Source organism: Janthinobacterium sp. C22 (assembly GCF_057919405.1).
The window spans coordinates 5002039-5026855 of sequence record NZ_CP193659.1; the positions used below are offsets into that span (position 1 = coordinate 5002039).

Below are 24817 nucleotides of genomic sequence, written 5' to 3' on the forward strand. Positions count from 1 at the left end.
TCTTGTCGGCTTACGTCTTGTCGGCTTACGCTGCGCTAAGCCGACCTACGCCGACCACGTCGACTTGCGCCGACTTGCGCTGCTTTACTCGCTCGGCGTGGTTTCCTTGAACTTGCCGTAGCTCAGCAGTTTTTCGTGGCGCGCGGCCAGCAAGTCCTTGGTTTTCATGCCCTGGAACTGGCGCAGGGTGTCGGCCAGTGCGCGCTTGAGCAAGGTCGCCATCTGCTTCGGATCGCGGTGGGCGCCGCCCAGCGGTTCGTTGATGATCTTGTCGATCAGGCCCATGGCTTTCAGGCGGTGCGCCGTCAAGCCCAGCGCTTCGGCCGCGTCGGAGGCGCGCTCGGCGCTCTTCCACAGGATCGAGGCGCAGCCTTCCGGCGAGATCACGGCATACGTCGAGTATTGCAGCATCAGCACGGCGTCGCCCACGGCGATGGCCAGCGCGCCGCCGGAACCGCCTTCACCGATAATGGTGGCGATCAGCGGCACTTTCAATTCGGCCATCACGTACAGGTTGTGGCCGATGGCTTCCGACTGGCCGCGCTCTTCCGCGTCGATGCCGGGGAAGGCGCCCGGCGTGTCGACGAAGGTGAAGATGGGCAGGTTGAACTTTTCCGCCACCTTCATCAGGCGCATGGCCTTGCGGTAGCCTTCCGGCTTCGGCATGCCGAAATTGCGCATGGCGCGCTCTTTCGTGTCGCGGCCCTTCTGGTGGCCGATGACCATGCATGGCTGGCCGTTGAAGCGGGCCAGGCCGCCGACGACGGACAGATCGTCCGCGTAGCTGCGGTCGCCATGCAATTCGTGGAAATCGGTAAAGATTTCATTCACGTAATCCATGGTGTAGGGGCGTTGCGGGTGGCGCGCGATCTGCGCCACTTGCCAAGGGGTCAGCTTGGCGTAGATATCCTTGGTCAGCTGCTGGCTCTTCTTGGCCAGGCGGTCGATCTCTTCCGAGATGTCGACGGCCGAATCGTCTTGCACGAAGCGCAACTCTTCGATCTTGGAATCGAGTTCCGCGATCGGCTGTTCAAAATTGAGGAAAGTCGTTTTAGTCATTGTACCTCCAGGTTTTACCGGCCACGGCGCCAGGGCGCGCGGCGTCATCTATGTTTATTTTACCGTACCGGCTGGTGCGCCGGGGGCTGCATCGGGTGCGGCAGGGGCGGCTGCAGGGTCGAGACTGCGCCACAAATACCAGGTTGCCACGGTGCGCCACGGTTCCCAATTGGCGGAAACTTCGCGCGCATCGCTGCGGGAAACGGGTTCGCCGGAGAAGTAATTGACGCTGATACCCTGGATCAGACCAGGGTCGTCGAGCGGCAAGACATTCGGCCGGAGCAGATTAAATATCAGAAACATCTCGGCTGTCCAGCGGCCGATGCCGCGGATCTGCACCAGTTCGGCGATGACGGCTTCGTCATCCATCTGGTCCCACTGGCTCGCGTGCACGCGCTTGGCCTTGAAATGGTCGGCCAGGTCGAGGATGTATTCGGTCTTGCGTTTGGACAAACCGCAGGCGGACAATTGCTCGGCGCCCGCCTTCAATACTTGCGAAGGCGTGCATTTCGGGCAAGCCAGCAGCAGCTTTTTCCAGGCGGCATCAGCCGCCTTGGGCGTGATCTGCTGCCCCACCAGCGAACGGGCCAGGGTGGTAAACGGGTCGCTATGGCCGACCAGGTGCAGGTCGCCAAATTGCGGGATGAGCTTTTTCATGATGCGGTCGCGCTTCATCAGCTCGATCTTCGCCTCTTCCCAGTAGTGCGGCACCTGGATCACTTGCGCCAAGTCCGTCGCCATGGGCGCTTCCCCGTTTTCCCTGGACGTCGCCATCATGCGCGGCGCCAGTTGGTCGAGCCGTCAGGCTTGTCTTCAAGAATGATGCCTGCAGCCAACAATTCGGCGCGGATCTTGTCGGACTGGGCAAAATCGCGCGCCTTCTTCGCCGCGCTGCGTGCCGCGATCGCCGCTTCGATGCCGGCCGTCTCATCGACGCCGCCGGCGGCGCCCACGGTCGCTTGCAGGAATTGCTGCGGCGTGCGTTCCAGCAAGCCGAACACGCCCGCCAGGCTCTTCAATTGACGCGCCAGGGCCGGCGACTTGCTCTTGTTGACTTCCGTCGCCAGGTCGAACAGGGCAGCCACGGCCAGCGGCGTATTGAAATCGTCGTCCATCGCTTCGCGCACGCGCACGGCATGCGTTTCGCTCCAGTCGATGGCACCCTCTTCCACCGCCACGTCGGCCAGCGCCGTGTACAAACGCGTCAGCGACAAACGCGCATCATCGAGGTGCACGTCCGAGTAATTCAGCGGACTGCGGTAGTGCGCGCGCAGGATGAAGAAGCGGATCACTTCGGCATCGAACTTTTGCAGCACTTCGCGGATGGTGAAGAAGTTGCCGAGCGACTTGGACATTTTTTCATTGTCCAGGCGTACGAAGCCATTATGGATCCAGTAATTGACGCTGGTGTGGCCGAATGCGCCTTCGGATTGGGCGATCTCGTTTTCGTGGTGCGGAAATTGCAGGTCCGCGCCGCCGCCGTGAATGTCGAACTGTTCGCCGAGCAAGGCGCACGACATGGCCGAGCACTCGATATGCCAGCCCGGGCGGCCCTTGCCCCATTTCGAGTCCCATTTGACTTCTTCCGGCTCCGACTCCTTCGACGACTTCCACAGCACGAAGTCGAGCGGATCGCGCTTGCCCGTGTTCACGTCGACGCGCTCGCCCGCGCGCAGGTCGTCGAGCGACTTGCCCGACAGCTTGCCGTAGTGGGGAAAATTGCGCACGGCGTAATTGACGTCGCCGTCCGCGCCCTGGTAAGCCAGATCCTTCGCTTCCAGCTGCTCGATCAGGCGCAGCATCTGCGGCACGTATTCGGTGGCGCGCGGCGTATGGTCGGGCGTCAAAATGCCCAGCGCGGCCGTGTCTTCATCCATGTACTGGGTGAAACGCGTCGTCAGCTGGGAAATCGTTTCGCCGTTTTCCACGGCGCGGCGGATGATCTTGTCGTCGATGTCCGTAATGTTGCGCACATAGGTGACGTCGAAACCGGATGCTTTCAGCCAGCGGTAGATGACGTCGAACGCCATCATCATGCGCGCATGGCCGATATGGCAATAATCGTAGATGGTCATGCCGCACACGTACATGCGTACCTTGCCCGCTTCCATCGGGACGAATACCTGCTTCTCGCGAGCCAGGGTGTTGTAAATCTTTAGATTGCTCATCGTACTTTGCAAGTGAAGCGGCCGCCAGCCTGGCAAAACGACAGACAGGCGCGGACACCGGGGGTGCCGCGCCACAGAACTGCCGTGTGCGCCGAAAACTGGTCGACCCGCTATATTGTTGTTCTTGTTTGTTAGAATTGGGGCGTTAGCGGTCAAGTATAACATTGATAAAAACCATACTGGCCCGATATGAATCAGGTTTTTACGATGTTCAACCGAATTTTCATTTATTTACAATTAAAGCAAGTTTAAAGAAAAATAACGATCAAGGACGCCTTCATGCAAGAAACCAAATCGAAACGCCTGTCTTTCCTGGCCCGCTTTTGCACCCTGTTTGCCGGCCTGACGCTGGGCAGCGCCGTCGTGGCGGCCGCTCCGGCGACCGCCCTCGACCCCACGCCCCACGTGGCCCTGAAAACCAGCATGGGCGAGATCGTGCTGGAACTGGATCAGGAAAAAGCGCCGAAAAGCGTGGCCAATTTCTTGCAGTACGTCAAAAGCGGTTATTACAAGGGTACCGTGTTTCACCGTGTCATCGACGGCTTCATGATACAGGGCGGCGGCTTCGACAAGAACATGAAGCAGAAAGCCACCAAGGCGCCGATCAGGAATGAAGCGCAAAACGGCTTGCAAAACGTCACCTACAGCATCGCCATGGCGCGCACGGGCGATCCGCATTCGGCCACCGCGCAATTCTTCATCAACGTCAACGACAATGGCGCGCTCGACTACCCTGGCCGCGACGGCTTCGGCTACACGGTGTTCGGCAAAGTCGTCAGCGGCATGGACGTGGTCGACAAGATCAAGGCCGTGCCCGTTGCCGACAAGGGACCGCACCAGAACGTGCCCGTCACCCCCGTGGTGATCGAATCGGCGACTTTACTCAAGACAGCGCCCGCAAAACTGTAAAATAGCGTTTTTGCGGCGCCGGCCTGGCTGGCGCCGCTGAATCAATTATTCATCCAATTTATTAAGGATCATCATGACCTCCGTCATCATCACCACCAATCTGGGCAAGATCACCGCTGAACTGGACGCCGAAAAAGCGCCGAAAACGGTCGCCAACTTCCTGGCTTACATGAAAGCCGGTCACTACGACAACACGATTTTCCACCGCGTCATCGACGGCTTCATGATCCAGGGCGGCGGTTTCGAGCCAGGCATGAAACAGAAGCCTGCCGACACCACCGTGGAAAACGAAGCCAAGAACGGCCTGAAAAACGATACCTACACCCTGGCCATGGCCCGCACGTCGGATCCGCATTCGGCATCGGCCCAGTTCTTCATCAACATCAAGAACAACAGCTTCCTCGACTACCCTGGCCAGGACGGCTGGGGCTACGCCGTGTTCGGTAAAGTCACCGACGGCAAGGAAGTCGTCGACGCCATCCGCGCCGTGAAAACCTCGCGCGCCGGCATGTTCGCCGATGTGCCAGTGACGGACGTCATCATCGAAAAAGTCGAAGCAGTTTAATTCGGCTACGGCATCATGAATCACAGGCATTGCCGCGTTGGCGCCTCTCCAGCTACATCACTTTTTGGGAGCGTTGAACGATGACAATGCCTGCCGCACTCTTTATTTCCGACCTGCATCTGCAGAGCTCGCACCCGCGCACCAGCGCGGCGTTTCTTTCTTTCCTGGAACACCATGCGCAATACGCGCAAGCACTGTATCTATTAGGCGACCTGTTCGAATACTGGGCCGGCGACGATGACCTGGAAGACCCGTTCAATGCGCGCATGACGGCCGCCATCCGCGCCGTCAGCGATGCTGGCGTGCACGTCTACTGGATCGCCGGCAACCGCGACTTTCTTGTCGGCTCCGGCTTCGCCGCCGCCGCCGGCGCCACCCTGCTCAGCGAACCGCACGTGGCCACGATTGCCGGCCGGCGCATCGTCTTGCTGCATGGCGACGCCGAGTGCACGAAAGACGTCAGCTACATGGAGTTTCGCGCCATGGTGCGCCAGCCCGCCTGGCAAAAACAGTTCCTGTCCATGCCGCTGGCGCAGCGCAAGGCCATCATCGACGGTTTGCGCCAAAGCAGCCGCGAGCACAATGGCGAAAAATCCATGGACATCATGGATGTCACGCCCGATGCTGTCGCGCAAGTATTTGCCGAACACGCCAGCACCGTCATGATCCACGGCCATACGCACCGCCCTGCCGTGCATAAAGTTGACGAAACCTTGCGCTATGTCCTGCCCGACTGGGAATGCGACGTGGAACCGCAGCGCGGCGGCTGGATCGCCATCGATGCGCGCGGCAACATCACGCGCCACGATCTCAGCGGCGACATCATCGACTAGGCTTGCGCCGACCGCCGCACGGGCGTTTGTCCGATAGCCGCGCCCGCCTGGCCTTGCTGTAATGGCGCCATGCACACTGTTTATATCGGCACGGCCGGCTGGAGCATCTCCAGCGCCGCCGCCAGCCACCTTCCCCTCGATGGCAGCCACCTGCAGCGCTATGCCCAGGTGCTGGATTGCGTGGAAATCAACAGCTCGTTCTACCGCTCGCACCAGCCGTCAACCTACGCGCGCTGGGCCGCCAGCGTGCCCGAGCATTTCCGCTTCAGCGTGAAATTACCGCGAAGCATCACGCACGAACGGCGCTTGCGCGATGGCGAGGCCGAACTGGACCGCTTTGCGGGAGAAGTCATGCAACTGGGGAATAAACTGGCTTGCGTGCTGGTGCAACTGCCGCCCAGCCTGCGTTTCGAGGCGGATGTGGCCACCGCATTTTTCCATGCGCTGCGCCAGCGCTTCGACGGCATGCTCGCTTGCGAAGCGCGCCACCCCAGCTGGTTCGCGGCGAACGCGACCGAGCTGTTAACGATGCTGCGCATCACCCGCGTGCGCGCCGATCCGCCCGCCGGCCAGCCGGGGCCGCATGTGCCGACCACGGGTATCGCCTACCTGCGTCTGCACGGCAGCCCGACAATCTACTATTCGGACTATCCGGCCGACTATCTGGCGGCGCTGGCCGCCGACTTGCGCGCATCAGCGCAGGCGGGCAGCTGGTGCATCTTCGACAACACGGCGGCCGGCGCCGCCCTGTTCAATGCGCTGGACCTGCATGCACGGCTGGCCTGAAAATACGTGTTGATTTTTGAGACTTAGTGTTATAGTTAACTACAACACCAACTCAATAAACCACGGAGCTCCGATGCCTACCGCATTTTTCACGCGCCGCACCGCCCCGCCCTTGTGGGAGCGCATCCCATGAGCACGGAATGGAACGACAATAGCCCCATCTACCGCCAGCTCAAGGCCAGGGTGGTGGGCATGATGCTCGATGGCGTGCTGCAGTCCGGCGACGCCCTGCCCTCGGTGCGCCAGGTGGCGGCCGACTACCAATTGAATCCCATCACGGTCTCGCGTGCCTATCAGGAACTGGTCGACGATGCCCTGGTGGAAAAACGCAGAGGACTCGGTATGTATGTCTTGGAAGGCGCCCGCGACAAATTGCTGGCCAGTGAACGCGAGCGCTTCATGCGCGAAGAATGGCCGGCGATGCTTGAACGCATCACGCAACTGGGCCTGAACCTCGAACAACTACTGCAGGCGAGCCGCGACAGTGGCGCACACGGAGAGAGCGCATGAATGCATTGAACAAGGACAGCGTCATCAGCGCACGCGGCCTGCGCAAGCAGTATGGCAAACAGGTCGCCATCGACGGCATCAGTTTCGATATCGCGCCGGGGCGCATCGTCGGCTTGATCGGGCCTAACGGCTCCGGCAAGACCACCACCCTGAAAGCCATCCTGGGCCTGACGGGTTTCGAAGGCGAGCTGTCGGTGCTGGGACGCGATCCCCGCGTGCAGCGCGACGCGCTGATGGACGACGTGTGCTTCATCGCCGACGTGGCCATCCTGCCGGGCTGGCTGCGCGTGGCCGACGCCATCGATTTCATTGCTGGCGTGCATCCACGTTTCGACCGCAGCAAGGCCGAGCGCTACCTGGCGCACACCAAGCTGGCGCCGAAGATGAAGGTCAAGGCCATGTCGAAAGGCATGGTGGTGCAGCTGCACCTGGCGCTGGTGATGGCCATCGACGCCAAGCTGCTGGTGCTCGACGAGCCGACCCTGGGCCTGGACATTCTGTACCGCAAGCAGTTCTACCAGAACTTGCTGGAAGACTATTTCGATGAAAACAAGACCATCGTCATCACCACGCACCAGATCGAGGAAGTGGAACACATCCTCAGCGACCTGATGTTCATTCGCGACGGCAAGATCGTGCTGGCATCGAGCATGGAAGACGTGGGCGAGCGCTATATCGAGGTGATGGTGGGACCGCAGCACGTCAATCCGGCGCGCGCCCTGCAGCCGATCAGCGAACGCATCGTGTTCGGCAAGTCGGTGATGCTGTTCGACGGCGTCGCCCGCACCCAGCTGGCGGCCCTGGGCGAAGTCCGCACGCCCAGCCTGGCTGACCTGTTTGTCGCGACCATGAAAGGATCGTACCAATGAATATTTCCCCTGCCAACAAGATGCAATGGCTGATCCGGCGCGAACTGTGGGAACACAAGGGCATGCTGGTGTGGACGCCCGCCCTGATCGGCATCGTCATGACCGTGCTGGGCGCCCTGATGACGATCGGCACCATCGCCAAGACCAAGATGCGCACGGCGCTCATCGTCAACGGCGAGGAAGTGTCCTGGAGCACCGTCTTCAACACCCGCACCTTCGGCCCGCGCCGCACGGAAATCATCGACGCCGTCGCCAACAACTACACGTACGCGGCCGCGCCGCTGTTCCTGGCACTGGGCTTTCTCGTGTTTTTCTATTGCCTGAGCGCCCTGCATGACGACCGCCGCGACCGCAGCGTGCTGTTCTGGAAATCGCTGCCCATCTCGGATGCGCAGACGGTGCTGTCGAAAGCGGCCATCGCCCTGCTGGTCGCGCCGCTGATCGTGGCCGCCGCCGCCAGCCTGACTTCGCTGCTTCTGATCCTGATCCTGAGCGGCGTGCTGGCGGCCAACGGCATCCACGTGTTTGCCGAACTGCTCGCCACCCCCGGCCTGTACCTGGGACCGCTGCGCGTGTTCGGCTTGCTGCCCGTGTATTGCCTGTGGGCCTTGCCGACGGTAGGCTGGCTGCTGATGGTGTCGAGCTGGGCCAAGTCGAAAGTCTTCCTGTGGGCCGTCGGCGTGCCGCTGCTGCTGCTCATCCTGGCCGTCTGGGCCGGCAAGCTGACGCAGACGGAAAGCGGCATCGACTGGATACAGATGAACGTCATCGGACGCGCCCTGCTGGGCACCCTCCCCGGCAGCTGGTATCTGTTCGAGCCGGAACTGCTGCCGCACATGCACGCGCTGGCAGAGGGGGATCGCACACGACGCGCATCGACGTGTTCAGCAATTCCTGGTCCAGCCTGGCCTTGCCAGCCGCCTGGTTCGGTGCGGCGGCCGGCGCGGCGCTGATTTACGCCGCCATCCGCCTGCGCCGCTGGCGCGAGGAAGGCTGACAGCGCAATATCCCTGCCCCATAAAAAAACGCCCCGCCGGGGCGTTTTCCATTTTTAGTCCTTTCAAGCCCCTGAAATAATAACTACCTTACCGATAGTTATTATGAAAAACCCCACCCGCCACATCGCGACTATTTATTCGATAGTATTGGTCCGATATGAAAATTACAAATAATTATTTCTATCGTATTTTATTACCAATCACATTTGATAATCGCCAGCCAAAAAACAACAACTAGCAATTCGATAGCAAGATGGTTTTTTGGATAAAAGGCGCGGAAATACGGGCGCACGGCGGAAAATTCAGTCCAAAAAAGCCATTCCGTGACAATCCGTGAGAATTATCTTGCGTAACGATGGACAGAATAGCGTTATGGAAAATGATCAAAATGAAATTGGAAGTTTCAAAATTGAAACTATGCTCAGAGTGGGAGACAGTGCATGCCTCGCAAAAAGGCGGCAGCCTGCCAAAGCATCCGGCCGGACAAGCCGTTTGCCGGCGCAGCCAACCATAACAAAACGGCGATACATAAAACAAATATGAAAATGATATTTTTAATATTGTTGAAGTAGCGCTATTTTGCCCCAGCGTTTTTTTCCCAACTATGTTTTACTTGCCACTATCAACATCGGAAACACCAGAGTTCGACCACGGCCCAAGCCTCGCCGGAGCAAGCAAGGAAACGAACCAGATTATTAATTTTTTATTATTTTAGAAAATTGAACGAACACATAACCTTTTCCGGAGACTTTCAAATGGCCACCACCCCAAATCCAGCACAAGTTCCCGTCAATGCCGAAGGCGCTGGCGCCAAGATCGCGACGCCCGCAAAGAAAGCCGTCGACCCGAAAACCGGCGAGCGCAAGCAATATGACGAAGATGAACTGCTCAAGGGGGCCGATGCCAGCGCGACCATGCCGCCTGAAAATGTCGTGGAAGTCACGGGCAGCGCCGAGAACGGCAATGCCGCCGCCCTGGGCACGGCCGCGGCCGTGGCAGCGGCGGCCCTGGCCGCAGGCGGCAGCGGCGCGGCCGCAGGTCAGGCTGGCGCCGATCTCGGCACGCCGCAAAGCGACAACAACGGCGGTGCCGCAGGCGCTGCGGGCACAGGCGCGGGCGCCGCCGGCATCCCCAGCGGCAGTGTCGTGGATGTCGCCGGGGCATCGGCCGGCGCTGGCGCCGGCGCGGGTGCGGGCGCTGCGGGTGGCCTGAGCGGACTTGGCGTGCTGGGCGCGCTCGGCGGCCTTGGCCTCGTTGCCGCCGCGGCAGGCGGTGGCGGCGGCGGCGGCGCCGCAGCCGGCGGTTCCGGCACGGGAGGAACGGGTACCGGCGGTACCGGGGGCACGGGCGGCACGGGCGGCTCGACCGGCGGACAGGGTGGCACGGGAAATCAGTCCAGCACTACCGTCGTGACCGACGCCGCCGTGCTGGCCGCCGCCGCCGCGGCGGCCGCCGCCGCCAATGCCCTAGCCGATGACGCCGCCGCCGCCGCCGCGGCTGCCACGGCAGCCGCATCGCTGGCCGCGGCAAACGCGGCCACCCTGGCCGACCAGCTGGCGGCGCAAGCCGCCGCCGCCGCGGCAGCAGCCTTGCTCGCTGCCAATAGCGCCACCAGCGACGATGCGCTGGCGGCCAGCACGGCGGCCGCCGTGCCCGGCGCACAAGCGGCCGCTACCGCCGCCACGAATGACGACAGCGCGGCTGCTGCCGCCGCTGCCGCTGCCGCCGTGTCGCAGGCCGCCGCCACCTCGGCGCAAAATGACGATGCGGCTGCCGCCACGGCCGCCGCCAACGCCGCCGCCGCGCACGCCGCCGCCGATGCGGCGCAGACGCAAGCGGACCAGACCAACGCCCCGGCATTGCAAGCCATCGCCGATGCGGCCGACGTCGTCGCCAACGCCGCCAACACCCAGGCAGCACTGACCGATGCGGCGGCGCTGGCCGTCATCTCGGCCAATGATGCCGCCGCTGCCGCGGCCGCCACGGCGCTGGCCGATGCCACGGACGCCGCCGCGCTGGACCTGGCGGCAACCGCCGCCGCCAATGCCGCCGTCGCGGCCGGCATCCAGGCCAGCCTGACCGATGCCGCCGCCCTGGCAGTGATCTCCGATGCGGATGCCGCCAACGCCGCCGCGGCGGCCAGCCTGGCCGCCGCCACCGATGCCGCCGCCCTGGCCGCAGCCTCGAACGCGGCCGCCACCGCGGCAGCGAATGCGGCGGCGGACGCCAATGCCAGCGACGCTGCGGCACTGGGAATCGCCGCCACCGCCGCCGCGAATACGGCAGCGGCCGCCAGCACGCAAGCGGGACTCACCGACGCCGTCGCCTTGAGCATGGCAGCGGACGCCGCCGCCGGCGTTGCCGCCTGGGACGCCTCGATCGCCAACGCCACCGACGCCGTCGCCCTGCAGGCCGCCGCCGATGCCGCCGCAACGAACGCCGCCAATGCACAGACGCAAGCGAACATGACGGACGCGCCCACCCTGGGCCTGATCGCCGACGCCGCCACCCTGGCGGCGGATGCGGTACAGGCACAGGCCGACCTGACCGACGCGGCCGCGCTGGCCCTGATTTCCGATGCCGACGCTGCCGCGGCCGCGGCCGCCGCCCTGGCCGCCAGCACCGATGCCGCCGCGCTTGACGCCGCAGCAGCCCTCGCCGCCACTGCGGCGGCGAATGCCGTCGTCACCGCCAGCCTGAGCGACGCTGCCGCGCTGCAAATCACGGCCGATGCGGCCGCCAGCACGTCCGCCGCCGCAGCCGCACAAGCGGCATTGACGGACGCCGCCGCCCTGCAAGTGATTTCCGACGCCGATGCGGCCGCCGCGCTGGCCGCGCAAACGACGGCCAACCAGACGGATGCGGCCGCCCTCGCCGCTGCCGACGCGGCCGCCGCCAGCGATGCCGCCAATGCCCAGACAGTGGCCGACCAGACCGATGTGGTGGCCTTGCAGCAAGCGGCCGACCAGGCCGATGCCGATGCGGCCGCCGCCAATGCCCAAGCCAGCCTGCTGGACGTCAACGTCGCCCTGAATGCCTTCAATCTGGCCAACCTCGCCGCCCTGGCCGCCAACGTGACGGCCGGCCAGACCAGCGTGATCGACCTGACGGCCACCGTCAATGCCTTGCAGCTCGATGCCGACAATGCCGATATCACCGCCGGCCTGACGGATGTCACCATCCTTGCCGGCATCTCCGCCGCCGATGCGGTGGTGGCGGCCGGTCTGCAAGCGACGGCCGGCCTGACCGACGCCGATGCGCTCATCGCCACGGCGGCCGCTGCCGTCTCGGCGGCGGAAACGGCCGCCCTGCTGGGCGGAATCGATATCTCGGCCGTCAGCGCAGCTGCCGCGGCACAGGCCGCCGCCGCTGCCGCCGCCGCGACGGCGGCGCTGACCGACGCCGGCGCCCTGGGCATCATTTCCACGGCCGATGCCGCCGCCGAACTTGCCGCCCAGACGGCGGTCACCACCTTGACGGCCGCCAATACGCTGGCGCAAAGCGCGCTGGCCACGGCACAATTTGTTGCCAACCAAACTGACGCCGTGGCCCTGGGCCTCGTCTCGTCGGCCGCCGATGCGGCCGCAGCCGCGGCCGTCACGACCGCTGGCCAGACGGATGCCATCGCACTGAGCCTCATTTCGAACGCCGATGCGCTGGCCGCCACCTCCGCCGCCAGCCTGGCGGCATTGACGGACGCCACGGCGCTGGGACTCATTTCCACGGCCGACGCGACCGCCGCCGCCGCCTTGCAGGCAACGGCCGACCTGACCGATGCCACTGCCCTGGGCCTGCTCGCCACGGCCGCCGCCGCCGCCGCCAATACGGCGACGAATGTGGCCAACCTGACCGATGCGGCAGCCCTGGGCACGCTCTCCGCAGCGGCCACCACCGCCGCCAATACGGCTGCCGCCACCGCCGCGCTGACGGACGCCACGGCCTTGGGCCTGGCCGCCACGGCCGACGCGGCGCTGGCCGCCACGGCGCAAACGACGGCCAACCTCACCGACGCCGTGGCGCTGGGCCTCGTGTCGACGGCCGCCAACACGGCCGCCAGCGCCGCTGCCGCCGTGGCCAACCTGACCGATGCGGTTGCACTGGGCACCGTTTCGACGGCCGCCACGGCCGCCGCCAACACGGCGGCCGCCACCGCCGCGCTGACCGACGCCGTCGCCCTCGGACTGACGGCAACCGTCGACGCGGCCGCCGCCACCGCGGCGCAAACCACGGCCAACCTGACGGACGCCGTCGCCCTGGGCCTGGTCGCGACCGTCAATGCCACGGCCGCCACGGCCGCCGCCACCGTCGCCGGCCTCACCGACGCCGTCCTGCTGGGCACGGCCCACACGCTCGACGTGACGGCCGCCACCGTGGCCGCCACCAAGGCCGCCCTGACGGACGCCGCCGCGCTCACCACCATCGCCAACAACGACGCCGCGAATGCCGCCGCCCTGGCCGCCTATTCGGCCGCGCATCCGCTCGACCTGGTGGCCGCGCTGGCCGCCACCACGGCCGCCACCACGGCCGCCTTGTCGCTGGCCGTCGCGCAATCGGCGCAGGCCGATGATGCGGCTGCCGCATCGACGGCAGCGACGGCCGCAGCATCGCTGACCGCCCTCAACAATGCGCTCGCGGCCGACAATGCCGCCACCGCCGCCGCCACGCTGGCCCTGACTTCCCAGGCGGCAGCCACCGCGGCGGCGCTGGACGACACGCTCGCGGCCACCGCCGCCGGCGTGGCCGCCACCTCGCTGGCAGCGGCCCAGGCTGCGCAAGCGGCCGATACCGCCGCCGCCGCGACGGCAGCGACGGCAGCCAATGCCCTGGCGGCCCTGAATGCGGCTTTGCAGGCGGACGCGAACGCGGCGGCCACGGCCGCTGCCGCCGTGACGGCGAGCGCCGCCACTGCCGCCGCCGTCGCCGACGATCTGGCAGCCGCCACGGCGGCCACCGTCGCCAACGCCTCGCAAGCGGCGGCGCAAGCGGCGCAACTGGCCGACAATGCCGCCGCCAGCGCCGCCACCATCGCCGCCAACGCGCTCGCATCGCTGAATGCGGCCCTGGCCGACGATGCGGCCGCCGCCGCGGCCGTGCTGAACTCCACCAATGCGACGGCCGCCGCGGTTGCCGCCACCGCCGCCGACACGGCTGCCGCCGCCGCCGCCGCCGTGGCCGCCATCTCGGCCGCCGCCACGCAGCATGCGCAAGCGGACGATATCGCCGCCGCTGCCGCCGCCCTCACGGCGTCCATCTCGCTGGCAGCCACGCAGGCGGCGCAGGCGGCCGACCTGGCCGTCGGCACGACCGCGGCAACGGCAGCGAGCGCGCTGGCCGCGTTGAACCAGGCCCTGGCAGACGACAACGCCGCCAGCGCCGCAGCGACGGCGGCCGGCAACGCGCAAGCGGCCCTGAATGCCGCCACGACGACGCTCAACGCGGCGATACTGACTGCCAGCGCCTCGCTCGCTGCCACCAATGCCGCCCTGGCCGACGACGCCACGGCGGCAAGCACGGCGGCAGCAGCGGCGGCGGCCCAGCTCCTTTCCGATGCGGCCTTGCTGGCCGATGGCGCCCTGGCGGCCCTTGCCACGACGGCCAACAACGCACTGGCAGCCGCCAGCGCGGCGCTGGCCGCCGACGATGCCGCCGCCAATGCCGCGCATACGGCGGCCCTCTCGGCGGCGGCTACCCTGGCCGCGCAACTGGCCGACACGGCAGCCCTCGATGCCCATGCCGCGCTGAACGCGGCCATCGCCAACCTGAACGCCGCCGTGACGGCCGATGTCAACGCCACGGATGCGGACAATGACAGGACGCTGAAACTGAACCTCCTTCTCTCCGCCCAGGGTGCGGCCGATGCCGCGGCCCAGGCCAATGCCAATGCGGCAGCCGCCCACGCGGCACTGGCGGCGGCCCAGGCCGACGATGCGGCAGCCGCCACCGCGGCAGCCAATGCGGCTGCCGCGCATACGGCGGCCGTCGCGGCGCAAAACGCCGATGCCGCCGCGGTAGCTGCGGCGGCGCAGGCGGCCATTTCCATGGCCGCCACCCTCAATGCCCAGGCGGATGACGCCACGGCGGCAGCGGCCGCCATAGCCGCCGCCAATGCGCAGCTGGCGCTCGACGCGGCCCTGGCCGCCGACGCCGACGTCGCCGCCACCGCCGCCGCGGCGGCAGCCGCCCAGCTGGCGGCGCAAAACGCGCATGACGCCGATGCTGCGGCAGCGGCAGCGGCCGTCGCGGCAGCCATTACCCTGGCGGCCACGCAGGCAGCGCAAGCCGATGACGCGGCAGCCGCGCTGGCAGCGGCCAACGCGGCCAACGCCCAGGCCGCGCACAACGCCGCCGTCGCCGACGACCAGGCGGCGGCCGATGCCGCCGCCACCGCGGCGCTCGCGCAAGCGGCAGCCACGGCCGCCGCAGCGGCCGACGCCACGGCAACCGCCAGCGCCGCAGCAGCGGCAGCGGCGCTGCTCGCCGCACAGGCGGCGCAGGCCGACGACACGGCCGCCAATCAGGCAGCGGCCAATGCCGCCGCCGCCACCGCCGCGCACATGGCCGCCATCGCCGCCGACGCCCTGGCCGTCAGCACGGCGGCAACGGCAGCCAGCGCACTGGCAGCGGCCACCGCGGCGCAGAACGACGACGACGCGGCCGCGGCAGCTGCCGCCCAGGCCGCCGCCTCGCTGGCCCTGACGCAGCAGGCTCAGGCCGACGATGCGGCGGCTGCCGCAGCCACCCTGAACGCCAACAATGCGGCGGCAGCCGCGCTGGCCGCCCATGCCGCCGATGCCGCGGCGCCACTGGCGCAGGCGCAGGCAGCCGCTTCCCTGCTGGCCTTGCAAGCGGCGCAGGCGGACGATGCAGCCGCCGCCAGCGCGGCAGCAGCGGCGGCCCAGGCGCATGCCAATGCGAACGCCGCGTATGCGGACGACGCGGCGGCGGCCCAGGCCCAAGCCGACGCGCAGGCGGCCGACATCGCCCTGGTACAAGCGAACGCCCTCGCCGCGCAAACGGACGCCAGCGCCCTGGCCGTCGTGGCGAATGCGGATGCGGCCAACGCCGCCGCCGCGCAAGCGCTGGCCGACCAGACCGATGCCGTGGCCCTCACGCAGGCCGCCGATGCGGCAGCGGCGGCGGCGCTGGCGGCAACGCAGACGGCCGACCTGACGGACGCCAACGCCCTGCACCTGGCAGCCGATGCGGCAGCGGCAGCCGCCCTGCAAGCGCAGGCGCAGGCGGACCTGACGGACGCCAGTTCGCTGACGGTGGCGGCGAACGCCGATGCCGCGGCGGCGGCGGCGGCCCAGGCGCAGGCCGACCTGACGGACGCGAGCCAGCTGTTCGTGCTGAGCCAGAACGCCCTGCACAATCCGCTGACGGTGGCCGACTTCAGCACGGGCCTGCCGGCCGCCGGCGGCGACGTGATCGACATGTCGGCCATCGCCCACCTGACGGCATCGGTGGCCGTGGGCGTCAACGTGGGCACGGACTTCAGCAACAACAACCTGTTCATCTTCGACGGCACGTCCGTGTCGATCGGCGCGGCGGCCAGCGCCATCGCGGCCGACGACAGCGTCTTGTCGGGACAGGGCTACATCGTCATCGCCGATGCGCAAAACAGCGGCGCCGTGACGGTGTATCACTCGAGTGACCTGAGCAACGCCAACGCCATCGACACGGCGCTGGTGCTGCTCAGCGGCGTGAACATCACGCAGCTGACGGCGGCCAACTTCCTGGTCTGACACCGTCCCACGCCAGGCGCCGCGCCTGGCAAGGCAGCGGGAGCGTGCGGCAGCGCGCTCCCGCCCATACCTTGAAATGCATCAGGCCTTGGGCCGGAAAAATACGGGATGAGATTACGCGGTTTCCCAGCATTGTTTGTACTGCCACGTGGCGCGGCCTTGCTGGCGGCCATGGCCATGGCATCCATCGCGTCCTTCGCCCATGCCCAGGGCGCCACGGCCTGGAGTTTCGACCAGGTCTTGCAGCAGGCGCTGCAAAGCCATCCCGCCGTCCAGGGCAAGCGCTCGGCGCAGGCGGCCGCGCGCGCCGACCTCGATGGCGCCCAGTGGCAGCGCTTCCCCAGCCTGTCGGCAGAAGTCCCCACGGGTTCGCGGGAAACGGGCGGCGTGGTGCGCATCGAGCAGCCCCTGTGGAGCGGCGGGCGCATCGACGCCGGCATCGATGCCGCCGGCAGCCGGGTCGACGCGGCCGGCGCGGCCATCGAGGAAGAGCGCCTGGCCCTTTCGCTGCGCGTGATCGCCGCCTACACCGAGGCGCTGCGCCAGACGGCGCGCATGCGCTCGGCTGAAGAGGGCCTGGCCGAGCACCAGCGCCTGCTGGACATGATCAAGCGCCGCGTGGCGCAGTCGGTCAGTTCGCAAACGGACCAGCGCCTGGCCGAATCGCGCGCCTACCAGGCGGCCAACGACGTATCGAACGCGCGCCAGGCGCAGGAAAACGCGCTGGCGCAGCTGTCGCAACTGGCCGGCAAACCGGTGCGCCTGGTCACCGGCGCGGGCATCGGCGTGGGCGAACCGCTGCCCGACGCCAGCCTGGAACGGGTCATGCGCCAGGCCATCGACTATTCCCCCACCCTGCACCGCCTCGATTTCGAGGCGCAGGCAGCCGATTCCGAGATCACCCTGCAGCGCTCGGCCTACATGCCGAAGCTGGTGCTGCGTATGGAAAAGCCCACCGGCGGCGTGAATGCCGACAACCGCACGCGCGCCATGCTGGTGCTGCAGGCGCAGCCGGGCGCCGGCCTGTCGGCCAAGGCCGGGGTGGACGCCGCCGTGGCCCGGCGCGAAGGCGCGCGCGCCGCGCACGATGCGGCCGAGCGCGACGTGCGCGAGCGCTTCACGCTGGACTGGAACGAGGCCGAGGCGAGCCGCCAGCGTCTGGACAACGCGGGCGAGGCCAGCACCACCTCGACGCAGGTATTCGAATCGTATGCGCGCCAGTACGTGATCGGCCGCAAGAGCTGGAACGACGTGCTCAACGCCGTGCGCGAAGCGACCCAGGCGAGGTTTTCGCTGGAAGACACGCGCGCGCAGGCGATTGCCGCCAGCCTGCGCCTGGCCGCGCAAACGGGCACCCTGGCCGGGCGCACGGCGCCGGCAGGCATGGCGCGCGCGAATTGACACCGACATGATGCACACAGGAGACAGCGTGGATACCTCCATCAAACATGGCTTGCTGACACTCATCGAACGGGCCGCCCGCCTGACGGGCCAGCACGTGGCGGCCGCGCGGCTGGCCGACCTGCAGCGCCAGCTCGACGACGTCGACGACAGCGGCGCACCCGCCACGGTACTGACCGCCATCTGGCAGGCGGCCGGGCTGGATGGCGCGGCGCGCCCGCTGCACGAGCCGACGCCGGGCGAGCTGCCGTTCGCCGTCTACAGCGCCAGCACGGGCTGGGGCTTGCTGCAGTCGCGCGGCGCCGACGGCGCCTGGCGCGGCGAAGGCATCGACGGGCGCGCCTTGCAGCTGGAATCGCTGGCCGGCCTGGCTTGCGTGGGCCTGCCGCGCCGCAGCGAAAAAGCGGCGCCCGCCCCGGCGCCCTGGGCCTCGTGCGCAACGCCCTGTGGCTGAAGAAAAGCGTGTTTGTCGACGCCGTGCTGGCCACCGCGCTGGTGACCCTGCTGACCATGGCCACCTCGCTGTTTTCCATGCAGGTGTACGACCGCGTGATTCCGAACCAGAGCTTCAGCACCCTGTGGGTGCTGGTGGTGGGCGTGGCCCTGTCGATCGGCCTGGAATTCATCCTCAAGCAGGTACGCAGCCGCATCGTCGACCACGCGTGCAATGACGTCGACCATGAGCTGTCCGAGTGGTTTTTCCAGCGCATGCTGGGCATCCGCATGGAGGCGCGCCCCGCCTCCGTCGGCACCCTGGCGGCACAGGTCAAAGGCTTTGAAATGGTGCGCGGCGTGCTCACGTCGACCTCCCTGTTCGTGCTCACGGACGTGCCCTTCGCGCTGATTTTCCTCGCCATGATCACCATCATCGGCGGCTGGCTGGTGGTGGTGCCGCTGGTGGCGCTGCCGCTGGCCCTGGTGTGCGGCCTGATGTTCCAGCGCGCCATCGAGAACCACACGCGCAAGAACCTCAACGCCAGCAACCGCAAGGCGGGCCTGCTGGTGGAAGCCGTCGACGGCGTGGAAACGCTCAAGGGCAGCAGCGCCGAATGGATGATGCAGGCGCGCTGGGCCGGACTGGTGGCCGAGAGCAGCCACGCGGAGCAGAATATCCGCGACTATGCGGCCCTGTCGCAAAACATCACGGCCGCCTTCCAGCAGCTGACCAACGTGGCGCTGATCTCCATGGGCGCATGGTTCGTGGCCGAGAACCAGATGACCATGGGCGCGCTGATGGCCTGCACCATCATCAGCAACCGCGCCCTGATGCCCATCGTGCAGCTGCCCGCCGTGATGGTGCAGTGGGCGCATGCGCGCGCCTCGATCGACGGCCTGGAACAGGTCATCAGCCTGCCCAACGAGGCCGACAACGCGCAGTTCGCGCTGACGCCGCGCAGCCTCGATACGGGACTGCGCTTCGAACGCATCCGCTTTACGTACGGCGGCGCGCAAAAGGTGGCGCTGGAAGTGGAAAGCCTGGCCATCCGCCCCGGCGAACGGCTCGGCCTGGTGGGCGCCATCGGCTCGGGCAAGAGCACCCTGCTGAAACTGGCCTCGGGCCTGTACCAGCCGGCCGAAGGCAAGGTGTACCTGGGCGACGTCGACATGGCCCTGCTGGCACCGGCCGTGGTGCGCGAAATGGTCGGCTACCTGCCGCAGGAAACGCGGCTGTTCAGCGGCACCCTGCGCGACAACCTGCTATTGGGGCTGGCCGACCCGGGCGAGGAAGCGATCCTGGCGGCGGCCAGGCGCACGGGCCTGATCGAGCTGATACTGGGCCAGCCGCGGGGACTGGCGCTGGCCATTACCGAGGGCGGACGGGGCGTCTCGGGCGGCCAGCGGCAATTGATCGCCGTCACGCGCCTGCTGCTGGCCAAGCCCCGCGTCTGGCTGCTCGACGAGCCGACGGGCGCCATGGATGCGAAGACGGAAGCGCGCATCGTGGGACTCTTGGGCGAACTGGCCGCCGAAGGCGTGACCATGGTCGCCACCACGCACAAGAACGCCCTGCTGCCCCTGCTCGAGCGCCTGGTGGTGCTGCAGGCGGGACGGGTGCTGCTGGACGGCCCGCGCGACGTTGTCCTGGCCAAGCTGTCGGGCAAGCCGCAGGCCGTACCCAGTCCCGCAACGGCGCCGGTGGCCGCGCCCGCACCGCAAGGAGCCGTCGCATGAAACTGGCCAAGGTCGAAACGAAGGAAGAAGCAAAGCGGGGGCGGGTGCTGATCTGGAGCTGCACGGCGGCGCTGGCGGGCGTCATCGCCTGGGCGTCGTGGGCGGAGCTGGACCAGGTCACGCGCGCCAACGGCCAGGTGATCGCCAGCTCGCGCAACCAGATCATCCAGGTGGCCGACGGCGGCGTGCTGGCCGAGCTGCGCGTGCACGAAGGCAGCATCGTGAAAAAGGGCGAACTGCTGGCCCGTTTCGACCGCACGCGGGCCGAGACGAGCTACCTGGAAAGCACGGCCAAGGCGGCCGGCCTGAAGGCGGCCGTGGCGCGCCTGCAAGCCGAGGTGTTTGGCGGCGCGCCGAAGTTCCCGCCCGAACTGCAGGCGTTTCCGGAATTTCGCGCCAACCAGCTGGCCCTGTTCAGCAAGCGCCAGGGCGCCGTGCAGGCGGAAGTGGGCTCGCTGGACAGCGCCATGAAGCTGATCAAGGAAGAGCTGGAAATGAATCTGCCGCTGCTGGAAACGGGAGATGTCAGCCGCGCCGAGGTGCTGAAGCTGCGGCGGCAGGTGGTCGACATCCAGGCGCAGATCACCAACCGGCGCAACAAATACCTGCAAGACAGCCAGACGGACCTGGTGAAAGCCCAGGAAGACCTGGCCGGCGTGCTGCAGACGGTGACGCAACGCAAGGAGCAGCTGGGTTCGACGGACATCTACGCACCCACCGACGGCATCGTGCGCAACGTCCGGCTCACCACCCTGGGCGGCGTGGCCAAGCCGGGCGAGGAAATCCTGCAGATCGTGCCGACGGACGATGACCTGATCATCGAGGCGAAAGTGAAACCGGCCGACATCGCCTTCATCAAGCCGGGCCTGCCGACGGCCGTGAAACTCGATGCCTACGACTACGGCATCTACGGCCGTCTGCGCGGCACCGTCAGCTACATCAGCGCCGATACCTTAAGTGAAGACAACAAGGGCAACGAGCAGCCCTACTACCGCGTGCAGATCAAGACCAGCGGGCGCAATCTGATGGGCAAGAATGGCGAGCCGATCCTGATCCAGCCCGGCATGACGGCCACCGTGGAAATCAACACGGGCCGCAAGACGGTGCTGCGCTACCTGACGAAACCGATCACCAAGACGTTTTCGGAGTCGATGGGGGAGCGCTGAGGCAGCGGGCTACCCCAACTGGCCAATTTCAGCCGGCCGGCTTCAGACGGCCGATGACGCTGGCCACCTTGGCCGTGATCATGTCGACCGCGGGACCGTTGGCGCCATGCGGCAAAATCACATCGGCATTGCGCTTGGTGGGTTCGATGAATTGCTTGTGCATGGGGCGTACCGTTTCCAGGTACTGCTCGATGACGCTTTCCACGGAACGGCCGCGTTCCGTGATATCGCGTTGCATGCGGCGGATGAAGCGCACGTCGGAGGCGGTGTCGACAAAGATCTTCAGCGACATCATGTCGCGCAGGTCTTCGTCATACAAGGCAAACAGGCCTTCGATCACGATCACCGGCGCCGGCTTGACGGGAATCGTCCTGCTGGAGCGGTTGTGCAGCGTGAAGTCATACTCCGGCATCTCGATCGCCTCGCCATTGCGCAAGGCCTGGATGTGCTGCACCAGCAATGGCCACTCGAAAGCCTGCGGATGGTCGTAGTTCTGCTGACGGCGGACTTCAGGGGAAAGATGGGTTTGGTCGCAATAGTAGTCGTCCTGCATCACGACCGAGACCATGTCGGCGCCGAACGACGCCAGCACCTGCTGTGATACGGTGGACTTGCCACTGCCGCTTCCGCCAGCGACACCAATGATAAACGGTTGGAAGGAAATATTTTTCATGCCGAATGATACCGGAAACGGGGCCGGACCGACAGGGCGCGGCCCCTGTCACGCGCCATGCACGAGCCGCGCATACAGCTCGGCCACCCGCTCGGCCGTGATGCCGTCGCGCTGGTCCACCGCCAGCGGATGGCCGGTCGGCTCCAGCTCGAGGTACGGGCGCATGCCGTCGTCGCGCAGGTGCACGCGGGTTTTCAGGTTGAGGGTTGCCGGATACACGGGCAGCTGCGTGCTGAGCCAGCCGAAGAAGGGGCCGATGTGCGCGCGCCTGGCGTCATTGAAACAGGCATCCCACGCATCGAAGCTCTCGCTGCTCAGCGACACCCACACGCCCCAGCTGAATGGGTCAGCCGAGCCATGCACGGGGATGTCGATGGTGGCGCGCACGAAGCAGTGTTCTTCGTCGACGATGCAGGCGTCGCTGTCGAGCTGGCAGCGCGTTTCGCGCTCGGCGGGCGCCATCTGCTCGTACAGCCACGGCGCATCGGCGCCGAAGCTGGGCATGCCCGTGTGGGTCTCGCCGCAGGCGCGGCACAGGAAGGAAAAACTCATGCGTGAAGACCGCTTATTCGAACTGCTTGCGGAACGCCTCGAACTGCGCCGCCAGGCCATCGAAGTCGCTGCGCAATTGCAGCACTTCCTGTTCCAGCTGGGCCACCCTGCTGCCCTGCTGCGGCGCGCTGACGGCGCCGGCGAAACCGGCCGCAGTCTCGATCTGCGCCAGCGCTTCCTCGCCGCCCAGCAAGTGGCCATAGCGCGGCTCCTTGGCGCCGGGGGCGACGGCCAGCTTGGCCACCAGCGGCGGGTATTTGTCGATCAGGAACTGCAGACCGGATTCCACTTCCGCCACGGACTTGAATTCATGCACGCGGCCACTGCGGCTGCGGATTTCGCCCGCCGTCTGCAAGCCGCGCAGCATCAAGATCGTCAGGATGGCCAGTTTATCCTGTTCCAGCGACCACTTGATGCGCATGCGGTGTTCATACTTGGCGACCCGCGCGCCCGCCTGCGTGATGCCGTTGACGAATTTGCGCTGCATCAAACGCTGCAGGACGTCGTAGACGGTTTCCTCGGACAGGGCCATGACAGGATCGCGGCTGGACAATTGATTGCAGCCGTTCGTCAAAGCGTTGAGCGACAGCGGATAGCTGTCCGGCGTCAGCGCTTCCTTTTCGGCCAGCACGGCCAGCACGCGGATCTCGAACGGGTCGAGCAGATTCGGATTGTCATTGCTTTTTTCGCCTGCCGTCACATCAGTATTCATGCCTGTATCCTTAATCAACCAGCTTGTTCATTTGCTCGGAATCGAATTTATCACACTCGGGCACACCCTGGCAGCAGATGCCCGCCGCCTTCAGGGTGGCGAGGATGGTTTCGATGCGCTGTTCCTGCGCCACGGCATGCGTGATCAGGCCTTGCAGGGCTTTCGACAGCGGATCGTCGCCGTTGGGCGTGACGCCATACGCGGCGAACAAATGCGCCGTGCTGCCTTCGCGCAAGGCGCTGACATCCTTTTGCACGATGTGCGCGGGGTTGCCCACAGCCGTCGCGCCGGACGGCACGGGTTTGAGCAGCACGGCGTTCGAACCGACCTTGGCGTACTCGCCCACGGTAAAACTGCCCAGCACCTGCGCGCCGGCGCCGACGATGACGCCGCGCTCCAGCGTCGGATGGCGTTTGCTGCCGCTGTGCAGCGAGGTGCCGCCCAAGGTGACGCCCTGGTAGATGGTGCAATCGTCGCCGACGACGGCCGTCTCGCCGATCACCACGCCGAAGCCATGGTCGATGAAGACGCGCCGGCCGATGACGGCGCCGGGATGGATCTCGATGCCCGTGATGATGCGGGCGATATACGAAATGAAGCGCCCCACCCATTTCATGTGCCGCGTCCAGCACCAGTGCGCCCAGCCGTGCATGACGATGGCGTGCAGGCCCGGATAACAGGTCAGCACCTCCCAGCCATTGCGGGCGGCCGGGTCACGTTCAATGATGCTGTTGATGTCTTCGCGCAGGTGGTGGAACATAATGAAAATGGATAAGGTGGAATGCAAATGGTAGCGTATTCGGCGGCGTGCTGCCGGAGAGGCAGATAAACAACCGCCGCCTCAAGGGCGGCGGTTGATCAAAGAAGCGCTACAAAACGTTCAGGGCAAGGCGCATTGCCGAAGACAGTACGCAAGTACGGCGAGGCAATGCAACGCCGCCCTGGACGTTTTTTAGCCTTCTTTCGCGATACGCTGGCGGCGGGCTTCGTAGAGGCACACACCGGAGGCGACCGATACGTTCAGGCTCTCGACGGAGCCGAACATCGGGATGCTGACGAGGATATCGCAGGTGTCGCGCGTCAAACGGCGCATGCCTTCGCCTTCGGAACCCATGACGAGGGCCGTCGGGCCCGTGAAATCGGCTTCGTACAGGCCTTTTTCGCCGTCGTCCGACGTGCCGATCAGCCAGATGCCGCGATCCTTGAGTTCGCGCATGGTGCGCGCCAGGTTCGTCACGGTGATGTACGGGACGGTTTCGGCGGCGCCGCTGGCGACCTTGGCGGCCGTGGCGTTCAGGCCCACGGCGCGGTCCTTCGGCACGATGACGGCATGTGCGCCGACGCCGTCGGCCACGCGCAGGCAAGCGCCCAGGTTGTGCGGGTCGGTGATACCGTCGAGAATCAACAGCAGCGGCGGGCCGTCGATGGCGTCCAGCAGCTCGTCGAGGTTGCGCGCCAGCGACAGCTGCGACGCAAACGCGATCACGCCCTGGTGGCGGCGCGTGCCGACGATCTTGTCGAGACGCGACGAATCGACGGGCATGACGCGCACGTTGGCCGCTTTCGCGGCGGCGATCATGTCCTTCATGCGGCCGTCGACGCGGCTGGCATCGACGAAAATTTCTTCCACGGACGACGCTTCATGACGCAGACGCGAGGTGACGGCGTGGAAGCCGAAAATCATTTTATTCTTCATTGT

Annotated in this window: 20 protein-coding genes; 12 read left to right on the plus strand and 8 right to left on the minus strand. The window is 66.3% G+C overall.

What is annotated here, in order from left to right; genetic code table 11:
• Nucleotides 1-84: 84 nt before the first annotated feature.
• From ACRHIG_RS23425 to cysS, 3 genes are read right to left on the minus strand one after another with little or no spacing between them, the layout of a single operon-like run.
• Nucleotides 85-1059, minus strand: coding sequence for an acetyl-CoA carboxylase carboxyltransferase subunit alpha (locus tag ACRHIG_RS23425; protein WP_034784047.1), 975 nt, complete (start codon nucleotides 1057-1059; stop codon nucleotides 85-87).
• 54 nt (nucleotides 1060-1113) lie between these two features.
• A complete protein-coding gene (locus tag ACRHIG_RS23430; protein ID WP_475417835.1) occupies nucleotides 1114-1800 on the minus strand; it encodes a DNA-3-methyladenine glycosylase family protein in 687 nt (228 codons plus the stop codon).
• Between the two features lie 32 nt (nucleotides 1801-1832).
• Nucleotides 1833-3227 carry a cysteine--tRNA ligase gene (gene cysS / locus ACRHIG_RS23435; RefSeq protein WP_489628090.1) on the minus strand — a complete coding sequence of 465 codons (1395 nt, stop codon included), beginning with the start codon at nucleotides 3225-3227 and terminating at the stop codon, nucleotides 1833-1835.
• Nucleotides 3228-3506: 279 nt separating this feature from the next.
• Here cysS and ACRHIG_RS23440 point away from each other — a divergent pair, with 279 nt between their 5' ends.
• From ACRHIG_RS23440 to ACRHIG_RS23495, 12 genes are all read left to right on the plus strand, one after another.
• Nucleotides 3507-4136, plus strand: a complete 630-nt coding sequence (locus ACRHIG_RS23440) for a peptidylprolyl isomerase (protein ID WP_475417832.1) — start codon at nucleotides 3507-3509, stop codon at nucleotides 4134-4136.
• Nucleotides 4137-4209: 73 nt separating this feature from the next.
• Nucleotides 4210-4701, plus strand: coding sequence for a peptidylprolyl isomerase (locus tag ACRHIG_RS23445; protein ID WP_092610294.1), 492 nt, complete (start codon nucleotides 4210-4212; stop codon nucleotides 4699-4701).
• An 86-nt stretch (nucleotides 4702-4787) separates the two neighbouring features.
• On the plus strand, nucleotides 4788-5534 hold the full coding sequence (locus tag ACRHIG_RS23450) for a UDP-2,3-diacylglucosamine diphosphatase (protein ID WP_475417831.1): 747 nt from the start codon (nucleotides 4788-4790) through the stop codon (nucleotides 5532-5534).
• Between the two features lie 69 nt (nucleotides 5535-5603).
• Nucleotides 5604-6320, plus strand: a complete 717-nt coding sequence (locus ACRHIG_RS23455; protein WP_489628091.1) for a DUF72 domain-containing protein — start codon at nucleotides 5604-5606, stop codon at nucleotides 6318-6320.
• Between the two features lie 129 nt (nucleotides 6321-6449).
• Complete coding sequence (locus ACRHIG_RS23460; protein ID WP_099408769.1) at nucleotides 6450-6830, plus strand: GntR family transcriptional regulator; 381 nt, start codon at nucleotides 6450-6452, stop codon at nucleotides 6828-6830.
• Nucleotides 6827-7699, plus strand: coding sequence for an ABC transporter ATP-binding protein (locus ACRHIG_RS23465; protein ID WP_489628092.1), 873 nt, complete (start codon nucleotides 6827-6829; stop codon nucleotides 7697-7699). The genes ACRHIG_RS23460 and ACRHIG_RS23465 overlap by 4 nt, the downstream gene beginning before the upstream one ends.
• Nucleotides 7696-8652 (plus strand): hypothetical protein, encoded by a 957-nt coding sequence (locus ACRHIG_RS23470; protein ID WP_489628093.1) that lies wholly within the window; start codon nucleotides 7696-7698, stop codon nucleotides 8650-8652. Before ACRHIG_RS23465 ends, ACRHIG_RS23470 begins: the two co-directional genes overlap by 4 nt.
• An 800-nt stretch (nucleotides 8653-9452) precedes the next feature.
• Nucleotides 9453-16442: a hypothetical protein gene (locus ACRHIG_RS23475; protein WP_489628094.1), complete on the plus strand. Its 6990-nt coding sequence runs from the start codon at nucleotides 9453-9455 to the stop codon at nucleotides 16440-16442.
• 132 nt (nucleotides 16443-16574) lie between these two features.
• Nucleotides 16575-17843 (plus strand): TolC family protein, encoded by a 1269-nt coding sequence (locus ACRHIG_RS23480; RefSeq protein ID WP_475413495.1) that lies wholly within the window; start codon nucleotides 16575-16577, stop codon nucleotides 17841-17843.
• Between the two features lie 28 nt (nucleotides 17844-17871).
• A complete protein-coding gene (locus tag ACRHIG_RS23485; RefSeq protein ID WP_489628095.1) occupies nucleotides 17872-18297 on the plus strand; it encodes a hypothetical protein in 426 nt (141 codons plus the stop codon).
• Nucleotides 18276-20015, plus strand: a complete 1740-nt coding sequence (locus ACRHIG_RS23490; protein WP_489628096.1) for an ATP-binding cassette domain-containing protein — start codon at nucleotides 18276-18278, stop codon at nucleotides 20013-20015. Before ACRHIG_RS23485 ends, ACRHIG_RS23490 begins: the two co-directional genes overlap by 22 nt.
• Nucleotides 20012-21181 carry an HlyD family type I secretion periplasmic adaptor subunit gene (locus ACRHIG_RS23495; protein ID WP_489628097.1) on the plus strand — a complete coding sequence of 390 codons (1170 nt, stop codon included), beginning with the start codon at nucleotides 20012-20014 and terminating at the stop codon, nucleotides 21179-21181. Before ACRHIG_RS23490 ends, ACRHIG_RS23495 begins: the two co-directional genes overlap by 4 nt.
• Before the next feature lie 28 nt (nucleotides 21182-21209).
• Here ACRHIG_RS23495 and udk read toward each other — a convergent pair whose 3' ends face one another.
• From udk to rlmB, 5 genes are all read right to left on the minus strand, one after another.
• On the minus strand, nucleotides 21210-21854 hold the full coding sequence (gene udk, locus ACRHIG_RS23500) for a uridine kinase (protein ID WP_475413498.1): 645 nt from the start codon (nucleotides 21852-21854) through the stop codon (nucleotides 21210-21212).
• 48 nt (nucleotides 21855-21902) lie between these two features.
• The gene (locus tag ACRHIG_RS23505) at nucleotides 21903-22406 is read right to left on the minus strand and encodes a DUF2199 domain-containing protein (RefSeq protein WP_489628098.1); all 504 of its coding nucleotides are present in this window, start codon (nucleotides 22404-22406) and stop codon (nucleotides 21903-21905) included.
• Between the two features lie 13 nt (nucleotides 22407-22419).
• The gene (locus ACRHIG_RS23510; RefSeq protein WP_475413500.1) at nucleotides 22420-23118 is read right to left on the minus strand and encodes a YceH family protein; all 699 of its coding nucleotides are present in this window, start codon (nucleotides 23116-23118) and stop codon (nucleotides 22420-22422) included.
• 10 nt (nucleotides 23119-23128) lie between these two features.
• A complete protein-coding gene (gene cysE / locus ACRHIG_RS23515) occupies nucleotides 23129-23878 on the minus strand; it encodes a serine O-acetyltransferase (RefSeq protein ID WP_215407722.1) in 750 nt (249 codons plus the stop codon).
• A 192-nt stretch (nucleotides 23879-24070) separates the two neighbouring features.
• Nucleotides 24071-24814, minus strand: coding sequence for a 23S rRNA (guanosine(2251)-2'-O)-methyltransferase RlmB (gene rlmB / locus ACRHIG_RS23520; RefSeq protein ID WP_086148101.1), 744 nt, complete (start codon nucleotides 24812-24814; stop codon nucleotides 24071-24073).
• Nucleotides 24815-24817: the final 3 nt, after the last annotated feature.